The 19582-nt window shown below is 43.8% G+C and carries 26 protein-coding genes; 9 read left to right on the top strand and 17 right to left on the bottom strand.

Going from position 1 to position 19582, the window contains the following annotated elements:
* Positions 1-5: 5 nt before the first annotated feature.
* The 5 genes from P0M28_RS08795 to P0M28_RS08775 all read right to left on the bottom strand — a co-directional run bounded on the left by P0M28_RS08795 (position 6) and on the right by P0M28_RS08775 (position 2523).
* Positions 6-578, bottom strand: coding sequence for an RNA polymerase sigma factor (locus tag P0M28_RS08795; protein ID WP_302209449.1), 573 nt, complete (start codon positions 576-578; stop codon positions 6-8).
* A 126-nt stretch (positions 579-704) separates the two neighbouring features.
* Complete coding sequence (locus tag P0M28_RS08790) at positions 705-1175, bottom strand: DUF6691 family protein (RefSeq protein WP_302209447.1); 471 nt, start codon at positions 1173-1175, stop codon at positions 705-707.
* 11 nt (positions 1176-1186) lie between these two features.
* On the bottom strand, positions 1187-1744 hold the full coding sequence (locus P0M28_RS08785; RefSeq protein ID WP_367281904.1) for a YeeE/YedE family protein: 558 nt from the start codon (positions 1742-1744) through the stop codon (positions 1187-1189).
* Between the two features lie 63 nt (positions 1745-1807).
* Complete coding sequence (locus P0M28_RS08780) at positions 1808-1951, bottom strand: DUF302 domain-containing protein (protein ID WP_302209445.1); 144 nt, start codon at positions 1949-1951, stop codon at positions 1808-1810.
* A 263-nt stretch (positions 1952-2214) separates the two neighbouring features.
* Complete coding sequence (locus P0M28_RS08775) at positions 2215-2523, bottom strand: ArsR/SmtB family transcription factor (protein ID WP_302209443.1); 309 nt, start codon at positions 2521-2523, stop codon at positions 2215-2217.
* A gap of 291 nt (positions 2524-2814) precedes the next feature.
* Here P0M28_RS08775 and P0M28_RS08770 point away from each other — a divergent pair, with 291 nt between their 5' ends.
* From P0M28_RS08770 to P0M28_RS08755, 4 genes are all read left to right on the top strand, one after another.
* Entirely contained in the window at positions 2815-3471 is a 657-nt protein-coding gene (locus P0M28_RS08770; RefSeq protein WP_302209442.1) for a TetR/AcrR family transcriptional regulator, read from the top strand.
* Between the two features lie 88 nt (positions 3472-3559).
* Positions 3560-4408, top strand: coding sequence for an ABC transporter ATP-binding protein (locus tag P0M28_RS08765; protein ID WP_302209441.1), 849 nt, complete (start codon positions 3560-3562; stop codon positions 4406-4408).
* Positions 4405-5097 (top strand): fluoroquinolone export ABC transporter permease subunit, encoded by a 693-nt coding sequence (locus P0M28_RS08760; RefSeq protein ID WP_302209439.1) that lies wholly within the window; start codon positions 4405-4407, stop codon positions 5095-5097. The genes P0M28_RS08765 and P0M28_RS08760 overlap by 4 nt, the downstream gene beginning before the upstream one ends.
* Entirely contained in the window at positions 5094-5801 is a 708-nt protein-coding gene (locus P0M28_RS08755) for an Rv2686c family ABC transporter permease subunit (RefSeq protein WP_302209437.1), read from the top strand. Before P0M28_RS08760 ends, P0M28_RS08755 begins: the two co-directional genes overlap by 4 nt.
* Positions 5802-5837: 36 nt before the next feature.
* On the opposite strand, the gene P0M28_RS08750 is transcribed toward P0M28_RS08755, so the two are convergent.
* The 3 genes from P0M28_RS08750 to P0M28_RS08740 all read right to left on the bottom strand — a co-directional run bounded on the left by P0M28_RS08750 (position 5838) and on the right by P0M28_RS08740 (position 7026).
* Positions 5838-6218, bottom strand: coding sequence for a type II toxin-antitoxin system VapC family toxin (locus P0M28_RS08750; RefSeq protein ID WP_302209435.1), 381 nt, complete (start codon positions 6216-6218; stop codon positions 5838-5840).
* Positions 6218-6472: a hypothetical protein gene (locus P0M28_RS08745; RefSeq protein ID WP_302209434.1), complete on the bottom strand. Its 255-nt coding sequence runs from the start codon at positions 6470-6472 to the stop codon at positions 6218-6220. Before P0M28_RS08745 ends, P0M28_RS08750 begins: the two co-directional genes overlap by 1 nt.
* A gap of 170 nt (positions 6473-6642) precedes the next feature.
* The gene (locus P0M28_RS08740) at positions 6643-7026 is read right to left on the bottom strand and encodes a Dabb family protein (protein WP_302209433.1); all 384 of its coding nucleotides are present in this window, start codon (positions 7024-7026) and stop codon (positions 6643-6645) included.
* A 188-nt stretch (positions 7027-7214) separates the two neighbouring features.
* Between P0M28_RS08740 and P0M28_RS08735 the strand changes: the two genes are divergently transcribed.
* On the top strand, positions 7215-8618 hold the full coding sequence (locus P0M28_RS08735) for an amidohydrolase (RefSeq protein WP_436841395.1): 1404 nt from the start codon (positions 7215-7217) through the stop codon (positions 8616-8618).
* A gap of 20 nt (positions 8619-8638) precedes the next feature.
* Here the strand turns inward: P0M28_RS08735 and P0M28_RS08730 are convergent, their stop codons facing one another.
* The 3 genes from P0M28_RS08730 to nqrF form a co-directional block, all read right to left on the bottom strand.
* Positions 8639-9250: a 3-keto-disaccharide hydrolase gene (locus P0M28_RS08730; protein WP_302209431.1), complete on the bottom strand. Its 612-nt coding sequence runs from the start codon at positions 9248-9250 to the stop codon at positions 8639-8641.
* Positions 9251-9269: 19 nt separating this feature from the next.
* Complete coding sequence (locus P0M28_RS08725; RefSeq protein ID WP_302209430.1) at positions 9270-10442, bottom strand: formimidoylglutamase; 1173 nt, start codon at positions 10440-10442, stop codon at positions 9270-9272.
* Between the two features lie 94 nt (positions 10443-10536).
* A complete protein-coding gene (gene nqrF / locus P0M28_RS08720) occupies positions 10537-11838 on the bottom strand; it encodes an NADH:ubiquinone reductase (Na(+)-transporting) subunit F (RefSeq protein WP_302209428.1) in 1302 nt (433 codons plus the stop codon).
* A gap of 368 nt (positions 11839-12206) precedes the next feature.
* On the opposite strand from nqrF, the gene P0M28_RS08715 reads away from it, so the two are divergent.
* Positions 12207-12398, top strand: coding sequence for a hypothetical protein (locus P0M28_RS08715; protein WP_302209427.1), 192 nt, complete (start codon positions 12207-12209; stop codon positions 12396-12398).
* A gap of 14 nt (positions 12399-12412) precedes the next feature.
* On the opposite strand, the gene P0M28_RS08710 is transcribed toward P0M28_RS08715, so the two are convergent.
* Entirely contained in the window at positions 12413-13369 is a 957-nt protein-coding gene (locus P0M28_RS08710) for an L-threonylcarbamoyladenylate synthase (RefSeq protein ID WP_302209425.1), read from the bottom strand.
* A gap of 426 nt (positions 13370-13795) precedes the next feature.
* Here P0M28_RS08710 and P0M28_RS08705 point away from each other — a divergent pair, with 426 nt between their 5' ends.
* Positions 13796-14158: a hypothetical protein gene (locus P0M28_RS08705; RefSeq protein ID WP_302209423.1), complete on the top strand. Its 363-nt coding sequence runs from the start codon at positions 13796-13798 to the stop codon at positions 14156-14158.
* A 73-nt stretch (positions 14159-14231) separates the two neighbouring features.
* Here P0M28_RS08705 and icd read toward each other — a convergent pair whose 3' ends face one another.
* Both icd and P0M28_RS08695 read right to left on the bottom strand, forming a co-directional pair.
* Positions 14232-15458 (bottom strand): NADP-dependent isocitrate dehydrogenase, encoded by a 1227-nt coding sequence (gene icd / locus P0M28_RS08700; RefSeq protein WP_302209421.1) that lies wholly within the window; start codon positions 15456-15458, stop codon positions 14232-14234.
* Positions 15459-15752: 294 nt separating this feature from the next.
* The gene (locus P0M28_RS08695; protein WP_302209420.1) at positions 15753-15914 is read right to left on the bottom strand and encodes a hypothetical protein; all 162 of its coding nucleotides are present in this window, start codon (positions 15912-15914) and stop codon (positions 15753-15755) included.
* A 166-nt stretch (positions 15915-16080) separates the two neighbouring features.
* On the opposite strand from P0M28_RS08695, the gene atpD reads away from it, so the two are divergent.
* Complete coding sequence (gene atpD, locus P0M28_RS08690) at positions 16081-17586, top strand: F0F1 ATP synthase subunit beta (RefSeq protein WP_302209419.1); 1506 nt, start codon at positions 16081-16083, stop codon at positions 17584-17586.
* Between the two features lie 82 nt (positions 17587-17668).
* On the top strand, positions 17669-17917 hold the full coding sequence (atpC, locus tag P0M28_RS08685) for an ATP synthase F1 subunit epsilon (protein WP_302209418.1): 249 nt from the start codon (positions 17669-17671) through the stop codon (positions 17915-17917).
* A gap of 137 nt (positions 17918-18054) precedes the next feature.
* Here the strand turns inward: atpC and P0M28_RS08680 are convergent, their stop codons facing one another.
* The 3 genes from P0M28_RS08680 to P0M28_RS08670 are packed head-to-tail and all read right to left on the bottom strand — an operon-like array spanning position 18055 to position 19572.
* Positions 18055-18498, bottom strand: coding sequence for a hypothetical protein (locus P0M28_RS08680; RefSeq protein WP_302209416.1), 444 nt, complete (start codon positions 18496-18498; stop codon positions 18055-18057).
* A gap of 14 nt (positions 18499-18512) precedes the next feature.
* Positions 18513-18821: a DUF6787 family protein gene (locus tag P0M28_RS08675; protein ID WP_302209414.1), complete on the bottom strand. Its 309-nt coding sequence runs from the start codon at positions 18819-18821 to the stop codon at positions 18513-18515.
* A gap of 19 nt (positions 18822-18840) precedes the next feature.
* Positions 18841-19572 (bottom strand): RluA family pseudouridine synthase, encoded by a 732-nt coding sequence (locus P0M28_RS08670; protein ID WP_302209413.1) that lies wholly within the window; start codon positions 19570-19572, stop codon positions 18841-18843.
* Positions 19573-19582: the final 10 nt, after the last annotated feature.

The following is a 19582-nucleotide window of genomic DNA, read 5'->3' as shown; positions in this document are numbered from 1 at the left end:
GGCGCTTAGTAAGATAAAAATTCGTGATACAAGGTTTCCAGTCGGCGGCGTAAATGTTTTACGGCATACCCCTTTCGAGAAATAATCGTTTTTAGCTTTTCTCCGCTCTCATCCGCAATTTGTTGCAAAGTTTTATTTTCTAATTCATTTTCCACAAATACCCGCCGCTGGTTTTCGGGAAGTTCCTCCAGAGCAACAAACAGTTCTTGCCAAAAAATTTCCTTGAGATATTCAGTTTCAGGATCGTGGTCGTCCGCTAGTAAAATAGCTTTTATACTAAATTCACCATCCTCTCCGTGTAAATGATCGCCCAGCGAATCTGGCTTTTTCTTACGGTGCTTATCTACAATTTTGTTTCGGGCTACTCGGTATAGCCATCCGCTAATTTGCTCAATTTCCTCAATATTAACCGAATGGCTTAACTGATACCACACCTCCTGCAAAATATCTTCTGCGTCCTCATCCGAGCCTACTCGCCCTCGGATGAAGCGAAAGAGTCGGTTGCCATAGTCTTTGACTACCTGCACAATTTTGGGTGGAGAGGGTTTAGGCACCAAGGTATCAGTAGGGTCTTCCATTCTTTAGGTAAGACGAACAGAAGCCAAAAATACTTTAAACTAGTGCTGCTGGTAGGAAAGAATCTGATAGAAAGAAGTCTGGACAGAATAATGAGCAGACTGCGATAGTGTTCTGCTATTTAGCTACTAATGCGGTAGGCTTTCTCGGAGGTAGCCGTATACCCAAGTACCTATGATGGCACTGACCAGTGGCACCAGCATTATGCCGAATCCGTTACCAACTAGTGCGAAAAGTGGACCGGGACAGGCACCGGTTAATGCCCAACCTAACCCAAATATAGTTCCGCCGATTATAGTTCCAGTATGAAATTTCTTAGGCCTCAGTACGATTTTTTCACCATCAACTGATCTGAGACTAAACCGGCGAATCAGAAAGAGGGCGATCATGCCTACCACTGCGGCAGAACCAATTACTCCGTACATATGGAAAGATTCAAAGCGAAACATTTCTTGAATACGGAACCAGGAGATCACTTCTGCTTTGGTGAGCGTAAAACCAAAGAAGATACCAAGTAGCAAAAATTTCAGATACTGAAATAATTCAGAGAGATTGTCCGAAATTTTTTCGGGTCTTTTATTTACCGTAGAGTGTGTCATATTAGCTTGGATTAGAATAGCCAGGGTAAGATAAAATATGTAGCTGTCAGTCCGCCAATAAAGAATCCGATGACGGCTACCAATGAAGGCCACTGTAGATTTGACAATCCCATAATAGCGTGCCCGGAAGTGCAACCTCCGGCATAGCGGGCACCGAAGCCTACCAAAAAACCGCCTACTACCATCAATACAAACCCTTGAGCTGTAAATAGATTGTTCCAAGAAAAGAGATTAGTGGGCATAAGCCCACTGAACTCTTCTATTCCCAGTGTCTTGAGTTGGGCAGTAGTTTCTTCGGTAATCGGCACTGCCTCCGTTAAGGGCATGAAAAAGCTGGCCAGCATACCGCCTAACAAAATACCCACTACAAAAATCAGGTTCCAACGCTCACTTTGCCAATTGTACTGAAAGAACGGAATTTTCATAGGAGCGCAAGCCGCACACACGTGACGTAACGAAGAAGAAACGCCAAATTGCTTGTTTGCCAGTAGTAAAAGTAGCGGAATCATCAGCCCGATGAGCGGCCCGGCGATGTACCAAGGCCAGGGTTCATATAGTAATGTTCTCATAGTATCATGGTCAGAAAGAGTACAACGGCTCTTTTGAGGAAGTTAAGTCTCTAGAAATAATATTTACAAAGCGTCAATCACATGTTTCAGTTTACTCTGCACTTTGGTAGCAATATCAGTTAGCGATTCATTCTCCATTGCTTGCATGGAAGCCATTGAATCGGCGGTTGCTACTTCAACGGTTTGATGGTCTAGTTGCTGAACCACTACATTGCAAGGCAGCAGGGTTCTGATTTTACTTTCTGCCAGCTTGTAAAACCTCGGTAACCCGATTTACAGCTTCCGAAAAGGAAATATTGGCCAATTGTTTAGCGTGATAGTATTTCATAGGTATTTTAGTTGAAAATCAACAATTGGAAGTGAAAGTCTCTCGCTCAGATGGATATTGATACAGAGCAAGTTTATTTGCTAAGGTGATGTATTTATAAATTATCATATGTTAATTATTTCATGTTTTATGCAAAATTTTTTTAGAGTACTGCTTGGCACTTGTCCATACAATCTAACACTCCCACAACCTCTCTCATTTTTAGGTGATAAAAGACCTTTTTGCCGTCTCGCTCACTAGCCAAGATTCCTTTCAGTTTCATATTAGTGAGATGATGCGATACCAAGGACTGTTCCGAGCCTAAAGCTTCGGTAATTTCATTCACCATCATCTTTTCCCGCTTAGAGAGCAAATCCACAATAGCAATCCGCAACGGGTGAGCAATCGTCTTCAAAATAAAGGCAACTTTCTCTAATTTTTCCGAATTGAGGGTTGGTACTGCTTGAGTCATACTTAGTCTACGTAAATATATGAAAGTGTGTTCATATCTTCACCGAATTTTTGCTAATTCCTATAGAATATCCATTATTTTCTGCAACAGTCTGTACTGGATTGAAGCTGATTTTCGATAAACATTGATACTGACAATGGAAATGATTATTGCAAACGCCACAACTACCCACAGCCAATAATACTGTTGAAAAACCAGCACTGTTGGCAATGCAGTAATTAAGATTTCTCAGCCAAAGTGAAACCAGTTTGCACAGGTCTCGTATTAAATAACTGAATAAATTATGACCATATGGTCACATTAACAGCAAAGCCTACATTTGAGCGGCTCAATTCCGAAAAAAAGCAACAGTTTATTGAAGCTGCTTTTGAAGAGTTTGCGCTGCATAGCTATCAGGAAGCCTCCCTCAATCGATTAGTGAAAAAGTTAGGAATCGCCAAAGGAAGTATTTACCAGTACTTTGATGATAAGCAAGCCCTGTACCTTTATTTGAAAGAGTATGTGATCGCCCGAAAACGAGAGTTTATGCAATCGGCCACGACCACTACTCCCGACAATTTTTGGGATTGGCTGGAAGCCTTATTTCATCAAGGGTTAACTTTTGATGCTCAGTACCCAATAATGAACCGCTTCTTGTACCGCTATAGTCAGGAGAAGTTGATTCCCACAGTGGCAAAAGATATGGCTCGCTACGATCAGGAGGCTGTCAACTTTTTCTCATCAATAATTAAGCAGCAGCAAGAGCAGGGCAAGCTGAAAAAGAATCTGGACGCTACTGTGATGGCTCGACTAATCATACAGATTAGTAAGACCTTGTTGGAAATGCTAGCGCCAGCTGATAGTGATGCTAACCCCTTAGGTTCGGTAATACAAGCCAGTGAAGCTGAGTACACTCAAGTACTTCGGCAACTTATTAATATTTTACAATCGGGGATGAAGAGCAATTGAAAATTGAAAGAGGATAATGGAAAATAAATAACCTAATCAGAGCCATCTAACAAGTGACTTTGATTATATCCGATAACCTTAAATAGTCATGATAACAGTAAACGACCTTCGGTATACCTACCCCAAAAACTCAGATCCTACCCTGAAAGGTATCTCCTTTGCGATTGATCCTGGGGAAATATTTGGCTTTCTTGGTCCGAGTGGCAGCGGAAAAAGTACGACTCAAAAAATTCTGTACAAACTGCTGGATGGTTACGACGGCCAAGTGCAGATTCAGGGAAAAGACTTGTTTGGTTGGGGCAAGGATTTTTACCAGCGCATTGGCGTAAGCTTCGAGCTACCCAATCATTACTTGAAATTGACTGCGCTAGAAAACCTGCAATTCTTCGCCAACTTCTACGAGAAGAAACCAACTGATTTTCACGAATTGCTGGATAAGGTAGGGTTGAAAGATGATGCAGACAAACCTGTCGCTGACTTTTCTAAAGGCATGAAGATGCGACTAAATTTTATCCGCTCCTTTCTGCACGACCCGGATATTCTGTTTCTGGACGAACCTACGTCGGGTCTAGATCCCATGAACGGAAAAATTATTAAAGACATCATTCTGGACTTAAAGTCTCAGGGAAAAACGATCTTCATCACTACCCACAGCATGTACGATGCCGACGCTCTCTGCGACCGCATCGCCTTGATTATTGATGGGGAAATTAAAGCTTTGGATCGTCCGGCCACGTTGAAGTTGCAGCACGGACAGCGAAAAGTGCGGGTTGAAGCTGAGAATAACGGTACTGCTTACGAATACGCGTTGGATACGCTCGGCCAAAACGAAGGTTTTCTATCTATTCTGCGGGAGAACAATATCCGAACCATTCACTCAGAAGAAGCGACGCTAGAGGATGTATTTATCAAACTAACCGGACAAAGCTTAGTATGAAATCACTCACTCACTTGCTTCGTTGGGATATAGTGTTACTACATCGCAATCAGTTAATCGTAGTTTCACTGGTTCTAGCTGGGTTGTATTTAGGGTTATTCTACCTGCTGAAAGACTTAGGTGGTTTAGAAAAACTACTGGTACTCCTGATTTACAACGATCCGGTAGTAACTGGGCTTATGTTTATTGGTGCGTTAGTGTTGTTTGAAAAGGATCAGCACACACTGGAAGCCTTGGCGGTATCACCTTTATCTACTGACACCTACCTTTGGTCTAAAGCAATCTCACTTACGGCAGTGGCTTTAGTTACTTCCTTCCTGATGGCTTGGGCAGGTTACGGTTGGCAGTTTCAGTACGTTCACTTCGCAATGGGTGTAATTGGAGCTAGTTTGTTCTATATTTTTCTGGGTGGTTGGCTGGTAGCTCAAACTAATTCGTTTAACCAATTTATAGTGCGGATGATTCCACTGCTGATTCTCACCGCTCTACCGTTTATTCCCTTCTTTGGCGCGGCTTCTTCAGTCTGGTTTTACCCCATTCCGTCGTATCCAAGTATTTTGTTGATACAAGCCGCTTTTGAAGATGTATCGACCGCAGAATTAGCCTACGCTTACGGCTACGGTACACTAGCCGTGGTTGGCAGCTACTACCTCGCCCGAGCGTCATTCCGTAAACACATTTGGTCATGAAACAACTACTGCTGATTAGCCACAACGATTTCCGAATCACCTTCCGCGAACCACTGCTAAAGGGCTTGCTATTCTTCCCGCTCATCGCTCTAGCAATTGTGAAGTTGCTGGTACCTTATCTTAGCGAACTGTACCCGGTGATTGAACCTTACCATCCGGTAATTCTGATGTGGGCTTGCATGCAGTCCGCCACTATGTTTGGCTTCATCAATGGTTTTCTGTTTCTGGAAGAAAAAGACGAAAATGTATTCAGTGCGCTGCGGGTTGCTCCCATCTCAGCCGGAATCTTCGTTCTACTTCGCTTAGCTGCTGGAGTAATGATCTCCATTATTGTCAACTTAATGCTATTGATGTACGGAGATTTAGTAGCGATACCATTTGAAAAAGCACTACTTCTCGCTATTCAGTACAGTCTGATCGCCCCACTACTCGCCCTACTGACGGCGACCTTCGCCCGCAACAAAATGGAAGGCTTGGCTCAGTTCAAAATTTTCAATCTGGTGCTCAACCTCCCTATCCTCCGCTATTTCCTAGACTATAGTGCGTTGGAAGGCTTTGCCATCATTCCCACCTACTGGTCGTTCCGCAGCGTAGAAGCCATTGCCTACGGCGGAAACTTCTGGTTGTTTTACACTGTGGGTTTAGCAGTTTATGGGGTGGTGCTGTTTGTATTGGCAAGGGTTTTTGAAAGGAGAGTGTTTTGAATAACTGTCAAATTGTGCAGACTCAGAGAAGAGAAACTAGCCCTTCAAAAGTTTGACATCCTCATACTTCAATATCATTCTATCTCTGGTGATAAACGTTAAATCCTCGATAATCGCCTGAGCGATCATAATTCGGTCGAACGGATCGTGACGAATAGTCGGAAGTTTTTCCAGAGCAGTGGTATGCTGATGACTAATTGGTAGAGGCTCAAAAGATTGCTGATCCAGAATATCGGAAACGTCTCCAGTAAAAGCAAGTGTTCCTTTTGCCCGCTTCACGAAAATTTCCCAACTCACTGCCGCACTTACGTATACAATATTTTCAGTGCTTTCTAGAACTGCTAATGCCTTAGATGAGAGTTTTTCTGGATCACGTAAGCTCCAGAGAAAAATGTGAGTATCTAGCAAATAATGCATTATTCTTTAGGAAAGACAGAGCCTTCGTTGAACAACTGGGCAATTTCCTGATTTACTTCATCTGAATTCCAATCATCAGTCATCCATATTTTGTCCTTCATATTTCCCAAAGGTCGCTTTTTCGTAGCTTGAGACGACTTTGTCGTAGGGGTCACAAATTCCTGGTCTAGCAACTCATACAGCTTTTCTAATTGTGCCTCGTCTAAGTGGGCAATTTGCTGATAAACCCGACTTTTCAGTTCAATGGCAGTCATAAGATAAAAATAACGTTTTAACAACTAGTGCGTAATGAGTGGCAGTGTGGTTCAGAAAGTAGATTGATGCATCGCTTCTTCAAACGATCCAACTTGAAAGAGGTATTTTATTTTTAAGAATTACTTTGCTCGCTCTTCGCTCGAGATAACTATCGGATATTTATGCGCTGTTATTCCCCCACCGTATAATCCACTACAAATACATCTTCTAGCACATCTAATTCGCCGAGCAGACTGCCGAATTTTTTGTGTTCGGGGTGAGGGAGGTAGGTGTCGCGAGCGGCGGCATCTTCAAAAGTGAGTAGGTAAACGTGGGTGAAGCCCATATTTTTTCCTTCGGGGCTGTTGTTGATGCCGTGCTCGAAGGAGACTATGCCGGGAATCTTGTTTTGTAAATCGCGGAAGCTATCGGTCACTTTCTGAATATCCGCCTCTGATGCATCCGCTTTGTACTTAAATACCACTACGTGACGAACATCATTATTGTCGGATTGGGCAAAGGTTGTCATGGTGCAGAATGTTAAGAAAAAGAATAGGCAAATAAGTTTTTGCATGATTAATAAGGTTAGGTTAGTCCGAAATATACAAATTTCCTATCGCTATTAGCACTCTCAATGAGTCAGGAGCTACCTAACATTACCTAGACATACTCTTTTCCTAGAAAATTTAACCTTCTGGTTGTCTCATTAATCTGGTAGCCGTACTTTTGAGAATATTCGTTACGTTTTTGGTAAGCCTCGGCATGGTTCTCCCGGGCTTTGCCCAATCTAAGCTATCCAAAGCAGAAAAAGCGGTGCTAGCTAGCCTGGATACAAAATACGAGCAGTACGCCGAAATCGCCCATCAAATCTGGAACTACGCCGAATTAGGCTACCAGGAAGAGCAAAGTTCGCAACTACTACAAAAAACATTGACTGATGCTGGATTTTCAGTAGAAGCTGGCGTAGCCGGAATCCCCACGGCCTTTGTTGCTTCCTATGGTTCAGGAGAGCCTGTCGTTGGCCTGTTAGCTGAGTTTGATGCCTTGCCAGGCATGTCCCAAGCTGCTATACCCAAACGGGCAGTTATAGAAGAAGGAAAAAGTGGGCACGCCTGCGGTCATCATTTATTTGGCACTGGCTCGGTAGCTGCGGCTATTGCGGTGAAAGGTTGGTTAGAAGAAACCAAAACGCCAGGAACCATTCGCCTATACGGTACTCCCGCCGAAGAAGGTGGGGCGGGGAAAGTGTATATGGTTCGGGAGGGTTTGTTTGACGACGTAGACGCAGTACTGCACTGGCATCCGGGTAGTCAGAATAGCGCGAGTGCCCGATCCTCGCTAGCCAATAAATCAGCAAAATTCCGTTTTTACGGTAACTCGGCTCACTCGGCAGCGGCTCCTGACAAAGGTCGTTCGGCATTGGATGGTATTGAAGCCATGAACATGATGGTGAATATGATGCGTGAGCATGTGTCTGCCGAAAGTCGCATTCACTACGTAATTACTAAAGGCGGAGATGCCCCCAACATCGTTCCAGGCTTTGCTGAGTCTTTTTACTACGTGCGCCACCCCGAAATGCAGGAAGTACGCGATATGTTTGAGCGAGTAGTGAAAGCTGCCGAAGGAGCTGCTTTGGGAACCGGAACCCGGATGGAATACGAAGTGATTCACGGAATTTACAATGTGCTGCCCAACGAAACGCTGTCAGAGATCATGTACCAGAATATACAGACCGTGGGTGGAGTAAGTTACGATGAAGAAGAAAAGACCTTTGCTGAGCAGATTCAAAAAACCTATGATTCTGATGCAACTCTAGCATCAGCTAATCAAGTTCAGCCCTACGCGGTTAGTAATCGGGGCACAGGTGGTTCTACCGATGTGGGTGATGTAAGCTGGATGGCTCCTACCGCCGGAATGTCATCTGCCACTTGGGTGCCAGGCACCTATGCTCACAGTTGGCAAGCCGTAGCTGCCGGCGGAACCAGCATCGGCCACAAGGGCATGATGGTAGCTGCTAAAACTTTGACACTGACCGCAATTGATATTTTCCAGAAGCCAGAAGTAACCGAAACCGCTCGGGAAGAACTAATGCAGAAGCGTGGAGATGATTTTGCTTACAATTCTTTACTAGGTGATCGAGAGCCACCATTAGATTACCGAAAATAGTAAATCATGAGAGGCGATCGTCACAGCTCCTTCACCATCAGGTTGCGCCAGCGGACTTTAATACCGCCACCATCGTGAATTTGTAGCGCAATAGCACCGTTGGCCTGACCAATTTTCTCGTCTTGCAGATCCACCATCAATTCGTCGTTAAGATACGTCCGCACCTGATCATCATTTACTTCAATTCGCATTTGGTTCCACTCTCCCATATTTAGAATATCTTCTTTCTCTTCGGGAATTTGCTCCAGCCAGCCTCGTCCGTATGATTCATAGATGCCACCGGTATCATTGCCGGGAGGGGCTACTTCTACCTGCCAGCCTGTAATTTTAGTACCCTCAATAGACGAGCGGAAGAACACACCACTGTTTCCGTTGGCTTCCTGCTGGAATTCTAGTGTAAGCACAAAGTTCTTGTAGGATTTATCAGTTGCTAAGTAGCCGTAGGCTTCATCGGAACCACTTTCGCACACCAGTAAACCATCTTCTACGTACCATTTTTCGGTTCCGTAAATCTTCCAGCCATCTAGGTTTTTTCCGTTAAAAAGAGAGGTAAAATCATCGCTCTGAGCACAACTATCTAAACCAGTAATTAGTAAGGCACTGCAAAAAAATAAGTAAATGAAAATTTTCATAAGAAATAGAATTAGGTTATTAAGAATATCTGGCTTGAGTTTGAATCCACCGATCCGGTATTTCTCCTTTGGTAGCCATTTCGTAGTCTGCCTTATCGCAGGGTACAATACTTTTGCGCTCACGTAAGCGATTATTAGGCGGGGTAGGTACTTCCATCCACCACTTTTCGCTTTTCTTAGCCTTATAAAAAGTGATCTGTTCAGGAGCACTAGATAGTGGTACTAAGTATTTAACAAAATCATTGCTTTCAAAATTTTCCTCGTAGGTACGGTGGTAGTAGCCTTCTATCAAATACCAAATCATTACGGCTAGTACAGCGGCAGTGGTCTGTCGCTCATCATCATAGTCAGGGTTATACTCGTAGAATCCCGCTGAAGTTAATCGCTCGCTATGTCCTGCGTACCAACAAAGTTGACAAGCTTCCTGCCCCGTCATACCAAATGGTTGGGTTCGGGCGTGCCCGGGGGCATCAGCCGATCTTATGGCAGAAATATCAAAACTCAGCATATCAGCTCCCCGCAGCACTGGCTCCATCGTAGCAATACTCTGGTTCACCAACCCTAAGCGGTAGCTATCGAAGTAAAACTTGTTGAGTAAAGATGGTACGTCATCGTCTACTAAGTAGCTCTGATAACCCAAGTGGCTATAGTGTAGCAGGTAGTTAGGATCATGCATCAGGATTTGGTGTAAATGATGCTGGTTGGGTCGTAGAGGTTGCTCAGTTGCTTGCGTACGCTCAATATCTATAAAAGCATCAACTGCGAGTACACTAATTAGCTTTTCTAGCGTTTCGTAGGCTTGATACTGGCCATAATCTAAATCGTGAGAACCACCAATAAGCACTGGAAAGGTTTGATAATTGATAAGGGTTTCGCACACCTCACGCACTCTTCCATAGGTTTCCTCCAGACTGTGGCCATTCACCATATTGCCTAAGTCTACTACTTTATAAGCTCCGCTCCCTTTCTTCAGTCGGTAAAACGCTTTCCGTACGGCATCGGCAGCTTGCTCCATTCCTTCATCAAACTCACCCCCTCGGTGTTCACTCAAACCAATGAGGGCAATATCAGCTTCAGCGTAATTCGGAAATTCCTGAGTGAATACCTCAACGGATTTAAATACGGTATTTTGCTGAGAAACCCATTCGGAAACGGTGGGGTCAACCGGGCGAAAAAATAGACTTAAACTCATGAACTGAGGTTAGAATGATTCTGAAAACTTATCGGCCAAAATAAAAAAAAGGGAACGAAAATTCGCTCCCTTTCTTCTTTTAATCAGAAATCGGCTAGCCACCGAAATCGTCAAACCGAATATTTTCGGGCGGCACCCCCATGTCTTCTAGCATCTTGAGTACTGCAGCGTTCATCAACGGAGGCCCACAAAGGTAGTACTCTACTTCGTCAGGATCAGGGTGATCATTCAAGTAGTTATCAAGCAGCACTTGGTGGATAAACCCAACGTAACCGTCGCCTTCGTCATTCAAACTTTCTTTCACCTTCCAATTATCTTCTTCTAGCGGTTCTGATAAACCAACGTGAAATTTGAAGTTCGGAAAATCTTTTTCAATATCCCGGAATTGATCTACGTAGAATAGCTCTCGTTTGGAACGTCCTCCGTACCAATATGATACTTTACGGTCGGTCTTCTCAGTATGAAATAAGTGGAAAATGTGCGACCGTAGCGGAGCCATGCCAGCACCACCACCAATGTAGATCATTTCTCGTTCCGTAGGGTTAATGAAAAACTCTCCGTATGGACCTGAAATCGTTACTTTATCGCCTTCTTTACGGGTAAATACGTATGATGAACATATTCCGGGGTTCACTTCCATCCACTTACCAGCGGCCCTATCCCACGGCGGAGTTGCAATCCGGATGTTCAACATAATAATATTTCCCTCGGCTGGGTGGTTCGCCATAGAATACGCCCGAAAGATTTCTTCGTCGTTTTTCATGGTTAGATCCCACATACCAAACTTATCCCAGTCTTCCTGAAAAATATCTGGCTTATGACCTAAGTCTGGATGAGGGGCTATATCCATGTTCTTAAATTCCGCTACTACCGGTGGTACGTCTACCTGAATATATCCTCCCGACTCAAAGTCTAATGTCTCTCCTTCCGGAAGCTTAACGACAAATTCTTTGATAAACGTAGAGACATTGTAGTTAGAAACTACTTCACACTCCCACTTCTTAATACCAAATATCTCTTCTGGAATACGGATTCGCATATCGCCCTTCACCTTCACTTGGCACGATAGGCGCACATTCTCCTTCTGCTCTGTGCGACTCAGGTGGCCTACTTCAGTAGGAAGTACGTCTCCGCCCCCTTCATCAATAGCGCACTTACACATAGCACAAGTACCTCCCCCTCCGCAAGCAGAGGGTAAAAAGATTTTCTCGCTAGATAAGGTAGAAAGTAATGTGCTTCCGGCAGAAGCTACAATCGGATTCTCCTCATCGCCATTAACAATAATCCTTACATCGCCCTGCTGCACTAGCTTAGATTGAGCAAACAGTAGCAGTGCTACTAGCAGTAAGATGATAATTGTAAAAGCTACAACTGCTGTGATGACAACTTGCGTCATTGGTCTATTTAGTTTGAATTACACCATAAAATGCACGACAAATATATCTAATAAATCGATATAAAAATGTGCAAAAACTTAGCTTTTCTTTTGCCAAGTGCTGATTTGTAAAGGTAACGGTCTGCCTAAGAAAAAAGTTGACAGAAATTTTAAATTTAGTATTAATACGGAATGATAGCTGTAAATACACCGTTAATTGTTGCTTTTGCGTGATAGCTATCATTACTAATGTACTTTTTACAAAAGGTGAAATGCCCTTAACGTGAAATAGAGGCTATTTTCGTAAAAATAAATGTAATTATTTGTATAATAATAATATATTTTTGTACATTTGTAATGTAATATTTTTTAATGAAATCAATATTAGCATGAAGAAGTTACTGTTTTCTCAGAAATCTAATGCCAGGATGGTAGCTGAGTCTATGGAACCACGAGGCGTACACCATACTGTAAGCTACGCTACCTCTTACGAAGAAACATGGAATCACATCCGAAGTGAAGTAAGAAGTATTTACTCTAACTCACCTAACCTAGCACCAGAAAGAAGCGTAGTTGCGTAAATGCAGTTACAAAACTAGGCTGAAGCCCGGGCTAAACGATCATTGATAGCCCGCCCTAATCCGTAGTTAGGAACAAGTTCAGCTAAAATTACTTTGATAGCGAGACTGTCTAGTTGACGTAACGAGGAAAAAAGCTCCCGAGCTGCTTCATTTAAATTGCCCGAAGCAGATAACACACACTGCTGATTTTCTGGAACTTGCGGGAAGATATTTTGAAAGGAAATGATTCCTACTTCTGATGGAGGATACTGCCCCAGCAATTCGGTTAAGTTTCCGATAATAACCTTCTTTGATGGAGCGTAGTGACTTTTTAGCATCCCTGGGGCAGAAGGGGCTTCTTCTGTTTGACTAACGTAGGTTTGTACATTGGGTACCACGGCTTTTATATTTTCCAAAGAAATACCCCCCCAGCGGTATACTTCTATCCCATCATTTTTTACCCCTACAATGGTAGATTCAATACCTACTGAACATGACCCCCCGTCTAAAATGTAGTTTATCTTATCACCTAGTTGAGCCTCTACGTGAGTAACTGTAGTGGGGCTAATGTAGCCAAATGGATTAGCACTGGGGGCAGCCAATGGAAAATCAAGTTCTTTAAGTAAAGAAAGCGTAAGAGGATGCTGAGGAATTCGTACCGCCACTCGGTCTGATCCGGCGGTTACAATATCGGGTAGCGCGTCCGTTTTGGGTAACAGTATGGTGAGTGGGCCCGGCCAGAAGGCATTAGCTAGTTGCTGCGCTACCCGTGGTACGGAGGATACGTAGTTGGTTACCTTCTCCAAACGATCAGTATGGATGATGAGCGGATTGAAAGATGGGCGATTTTTCACCTCATAAATAGTGGCTACGGCTTCGGGGTTTAATGCATTGCCTGCTAAACCGTATACCGTTTCAGTAGGAATAACTACTAGCTCATTTGAGCAAAGTAGCTCTTTAGCGTACTGCACATCAGTTCCACTAACTGCCATAGCTGTTTCCGATAGATAAATGTCATTTAGTAAGTATTACTCAATAATATTAGTTATTAGAGTAAAACCAAACAAATACTGAAATCTTCAAAAAAGAGGATGAGTTCAAACGAGCTCAAGCCATAATTTATTAATTTAATTATATATCTTATTTTTTTAATATTACTATCTCTGTACTTCAGACCAGTTATAGACTCCTAACCATAGTTCTATTCTTAAAATAAGATTGTATTCTACTTCCTCTTAAAGAGGGCAATTGTTAAGTAAGCCTACCCAAACCTTACAAGCCAAGCTATATCTGAGTTACCTAGCAAAAACCAGAAAAGCAGAATTGGGAAACTTCTACATTACATGTCCTGAAAATCAGGGAGTTGGAGGATTAAATAGCAAATTGTAAGTTTGATATGGAGTTCTAAACCACCTCATATGACAAATCGAAAAATTAAGTTAGAACATTTTGTAAACTTGGTTGCTATTGCAGCGGCTGATGGGTACATGAATGCAAGAGAGAGAGAGTTTCTGGCTGAGCGAGCTGAGGAGACAGGATTGAAGGCTGAAGAGTTTGAACGCATTATAAAAGATGCTGATAAACTACAACATGTGGTACCACTGAACCAAGTGCAACCTGAAGACCAAATAATGGATGCTATCTTCATATCTATTGTTGACGGTGAAATGGCGGAGCAGGAACATCAGCTTTGCGTAGACATGGCCTGTAAATTAGGTCTGGACAGAGATGCAGTGGAGGAGGCTATTGACGAAGTTAAAGCAATCTGGGCGCGGGGTTAGTACAATGTGTAGGAGAACAACCCCAACTTTAGGAAATGAAGTAAGGTGGCTCAATGAGCCACCTTTTTTACTTTTACATATGCTCGATCACACTATCGCCAAACTCAGAGCATTTGAGTAGCGTAGCTCCATCCATTAGCCGCTCAAAATCGTAAGTCACTTTCTTAGCAGAGATAGAGCCCTCAATTCCTTTTCTGACTAAAGTAGCAGCCTCAGTCCAGCCTAGGTAGTCAAACATCATCGCACCCGAAAGCATCACCGAGCCGGGATTCACTTTGTCTTGCCCGGCATATTTTGGAGCCGTACCGTGGGTAGCTTCAAAAATGGCATTTCCGGTTTCATAGTTAATATTTGCCCCCGGAGCAATTCCAATTCCTCCCACTATTGCGGCTAATGCATCAGACACATAGTCGCCGTTTAGGTTGAGTGTAGCAATTACATCGTACTCCGCTGGGCGTAGCAGAATCTGCTGTAGGAAAGCATCGGCAATTACATCTTTGATGATAATGTTATGACCATCCTTCTCAATAATCTGCCAAGGCCCACCTTCGTAATCGGCAGCTCCAAACTCTTGTTTGGCTAGGTTGTACCCCCAATCACGGAAAGCCCCTTCGGTAAACTTCATGATGTTACCTTTGTGTACCAACGTTACCGAGTCGCGTTTGTACTGGAAAGCGTAATCAATCGCCGATCGAACCAGGCGTTCAGTACCTTCTACCGATACCGGTTTAATACCGTACCCGGCTGTGTCAGGAAAGCGCACTTTCTTATACCGGTCAGCAAAAGTATCTTTCAGCATAGAAGCAAACTTCTTCTCATCGTCAGAACCCTGCTGGAATTCAATACCCGCGTAAATATCTTCGGTATTTTCCCGGAAGATCACCATATCGGTAGTGCTAGGGTCTTTTACCGGAGAGGGAGTGCCATTGTACCAGCGTACCGGACGCACGCAAGCGTATAAATCAAGCTCCTGTCGTAGAGCAACATTGAGTGAGCGAATACCGCCACCTACGGGAGTAGTCAGAGGTCCTTTAATACCCACTAAATATTCGCGAAAAGTATCTAGTGTTTCCGCAGGAAGCCATTCTCCGGATTTGTCGTATGATTTTTGTCCGGCGTACACTTCCTTCCAGTTAATTTTCTTGCTACCACTGTAAGCCTTTTCTACAGCAGCATCCATCACCTTTTTAGAAGCAGGCCAAATATCTACTCCTGTACCATCGCCTTCAATAAATGGAATAATAGGTTGGTCAGGTACGTGCAGGTTGCCATCTTGAATTGTAATCTTTTGTTCGCTCATTGCTTATCAAAAATTAGTTATAAAAATTAGTAGGCACCAAAATTACACATTTTTAATCTCTATCCGAACCTCGCAAAATAGGGAATATAGGGCTTTCTCACAGAAACTTGATTTTCTTCAAAGTCTCAATCGCCTAATGATTACTTATCGCTTTAAAGTACTCAAAGGCGCGTTTACTATTTCCATTGAAAAAGTAATAGAATTCTCCTTGACTTATCTGGTTCGTTTTATTACACAAATAAGTGCGTTGAACCTGAAGCAAACTGCTGAAACCGGGATGTTGCCAAAGACTGGCTAAAGTACCATCGCGATGCCAAAGCAACCCATTGATACACCTAATAAGACAAACACCATGTCATGCTTTTTGCCACGTATGTCCCGCAAATCTAGCTCTTCTGCTTGTTGAAGTTGCTCATAAAATGCGGTTGTTTCTTGCTGTAAACCGTGCGTGGACATGCTGCTGGATTTAGTAGTGGAAAACCAAGTGTACAACGTTGTCTCACTCACGTATTTTTATAAGAAAGCCCTATATATTTTTCTCCCCCCTCGTTGCAATACCGCCACAGATGCCCTATTTTTGCCACCGCTTAATTCAGTGCATATTATTTAATAGTACATATTCATGGCAAATACGGGAAAAATTGTTCAGGTAATTGGGCCGGTGGTCGATGTTAGCTTCGATGCTCAGGATGCCAAACTGCCTAATATTCTTGATGCTCTTACTATCGCCCGACCGGACGGGACTATTTTGGTGCTGGAAGTTCAGCAGCATTTGGGAGAAGATCGGGTGCGAACCATCGCGATGGAAGCCACCGAAGGCTTGGTGCGGGGTACCGAAGTGGTAGATACTGGCCAGCCGATTAAAATGCCAACCAGCGATGAAATTCGGGGACGGCTGTTCAACGTGGTGGGCGAAGCCATTGATGGGCTTGCTCAACCGGACGCCGGAAAAGGGCGACCCATTCACAACCCACCCCCCAAGTTTGAAGACCTCTCTACTTCCGAGGAAATTCTCTTTACCGGAATTAAGGTAATTGACTTATTAGAGCCTTACTCCAAGGGAGGAAAAGTAGGATTGTTCGGTGGAGCTGGAGTAGGAAAAACGGTACTGATCCAGGAGTTGATTAACAACATTGCCAAAGCCTATTCAGGATTCTCGGTATTTGCCGGAGTAGGAGAGCGTACCCGCGAAGGAAATGACCTACTGCGCGAATTTATTGAGGCCGATATTATTAAGTACGGTAAAGAATTTCAGCACTCTATGGAAGAAGGCGGCTGGGATTTGAGCAAAGTAGACATGGCTTCGCTCAAAGAATCGCAAGCCACATTGATTTTCGGACAGATGAACGAACCTCCCGGAGCTCGTGCCCGCGTTGCTCTTTCGGGGCTAAGTGTGGCGGAGTACTTCCGCGATGGCGACGGACAAGGCCAAGGTCGTGACATTCTGTTCTTTATCGATAATATTTTCCGTTTCACCCAAGCTGGTTCGGAAGTATCGGCTCTGTTAGGTCGAATGCCTTCAGCAGTAGGGTATCAGCCTACGCTAGCTACCGAAATGGGAGCTATGCAAGAGCGGATTACTTCTACCCGAAACGGCTCCATTACCTCCGTACAAGCGGTATATGTACCGGCGGATGACTTGACTGACCCGGCACCAGCGACGACCTTCGCCCACCTGGATGCTACTACTGTACTTTCGCGTAAACTAGCGGAGATTGGTATTTATCCGGCAGTAGACCCGCTAGATTCTACCTCCCGAATTCTCTCAGCCGATATTGTGGGCGCTGAGCACTACGATACTGCTCAGCGCGTGAAAAATATCTTGCAACGCTATAACGAGCTTCAGGATATTATTGCCATTCTGGGTATGGATGAACTTTCGGAAGAAGATAAGCAGGTAGTCCACCGCGCTCGCCGCGTACAACGCTTCTTATCGCAACCTTTCTTTGTGGCCGAACAGTTTACTGGTTTGCAAGGAGTGCTAGTAGATATTAAAGATACCATCAAAGGCTTTAACCAAATTATGGATGGTGAGTACGATCACTTACCGGAAGCCGCTTTTAACTTAGTAGGAACCATCGACGATGCCGTGGCCAAAGGTGAAAAACTGATGGCGGAAGCGAAATAGAAATTAGGTTTTAGGGATTGGGTTTTGGGGATTAGAGATTCTAACCCAAAACCTAACCCCCAAAATCCAAAACCTAAGACTCATGCAACTAACAATAATTACCCCCGATCAGGAAGTTTTTGAAGGTGAAGTAGAATCAGCTACCTTTCCAGGAAGTGATGGCTCGTTTCAGGTGCTCCGTAACCACGCCCCACTAGTTAGCTCACTGGGAAAAGGGGATATAGCATACCGAGGTAAGGCTGGCGAAGGTGCAGTGACCGTAGAAGGAGGAGTGGTGGAAGTGCTAAATAATACGATTACTGTATTAGCCGAACGGGTGATAAGCGAATAGCCTGAGTTCTTAGCATTCTGAGCTTAAAGTTCCAACTAACAAAAATCAGAATACTGAACTCTACCGCATTACAATACTCTGTTACTTTTTTATTAGCCAACCCCCCATCATATACGATAGAATATCAATTTTAATCATCACGGATCTTTGCCCGCAGTCATAATAGCGTCTTCTGTGATAGTCAAGGTTAAGCTTCTAACGATATGAATATCGTTTCCTCTAAATCGGCCAAATGCGGTGCTTCTAATAGAGTTATTCGATTCTGCGCTAAATCTAACAAAATCAACACTATCAGGAAAAGAGCTAGGCGTCCATCTAATACTGGCCTCTTCATTCTGCCCAATAGTATCGAAAATAATTGAGTCATACGCTGGCTTTTTGTCTACTATGTTCCACGATATGGTATTGTTAATTCTAGCCGGCCCCTTCACTGCTGCAAACGTTACTTGAGTAAGTGGAAATTCCGTTTTATTGATAATAAGGATAGAATACGCATCCTCAGGTGCTACATTATCCTTTTCACAGCCTAAAATGACAAAAAAGCTAAAAATAATCAGTAAAAATGTTATTGTCTTTTTCATGGCAGTTAGAACAACTAGTGGTGAAGTTTCTTTCCGAAGATGCGAAAAAAAGTTTTCTTCTCAAAATTCCAGAAGAAGCGGAACTGGCCAAAAATGAAACCGTAAGCCAACAACAGTATCTGGTAAGCTGGCAGAATGGTTAACAAATAAAAAGGCACCCGAATCCAGATGGAGGTTTCGGGAGTGATACCTACTAGGTTATAGAGGGGCTGCTTCAGAAAAAGTACGGAAAATCCGGTGCAGGCAAATACGATTAAAATGATAATTACCTGTCCGACACTATTAACTTCCCAGCGACTTCTGAGCTTTTCTATCCAAGTCATACGCAAACGTTAACGGCAACTAATCATTTTTTGGTTCCTCAGCCGACACAAAAGGCTGCCAAAGATCAAGCGATGGTACATCAGCCGTAAAACTCATGGGTTCGCGCTTAACCGGATGAATAAATGATAGCGTTCGCGCGTGTAGTGCAATACTAGCATCCGGCAATGGCTCGGCAGCACCGTACTTCACATCACCCACAATAGGGCAACCCATTGCCGCCAACTGCACCCGAATCTGATGCGATCGCCCCGTAAGTGGTCTCACTTCCAATAAATGTACGCCATTTTTCCCCCTTTGGAAAAGGAGGTTAGGGGGATTTTTGCTCATAACCAGACGATACGACAACTCCGCCCGTTTACTATCTCTTTTCTCAGCACGAAAAGCTGTCACTTTATTCTTAGCTGAGTCTTTCACCAGCCAATGCACCAACGTGTCTTCTGGCTGAGGCGGGGGATTTTGCACCAATGCCCAATAGGTTTTCGTTACTTTTCTGGTCTTAAAAATTTCATTCATCCGAGCCAGTGCTTTAGAAGTTCGAGCCATCGCTACCACCCCGCTTACTGGTCGATCCAGCCGATGCACTACTCCTAGAAATACTGCCCCTGGTTTATCGTACTTCTTCTTCAGATACTCTTTCCCCCAATCTACCAGCGGCGGGTCTCCGGTACGATCACCCTGCACCAGCCACCCCGCGGGTTTGTTTACAATCAGTAAGTGATTGTCTTCGTACAGAACATTCGGGGTTAGCATGGTAGATAAT

It is taken from the genome of Tunicatimonas pelagia, assembly GCF_030506325.1.
Taxonomy (GTDB): Bacteria; Bacteroidota; Bacteroidia; order Cytophagales; family Cyclobacteriaceae; genus Tunicatimonas; species Tunicatimonas pelagia.
This window is presented reverse-complemented; position numbering and strand designations above follow the sequence as displayed.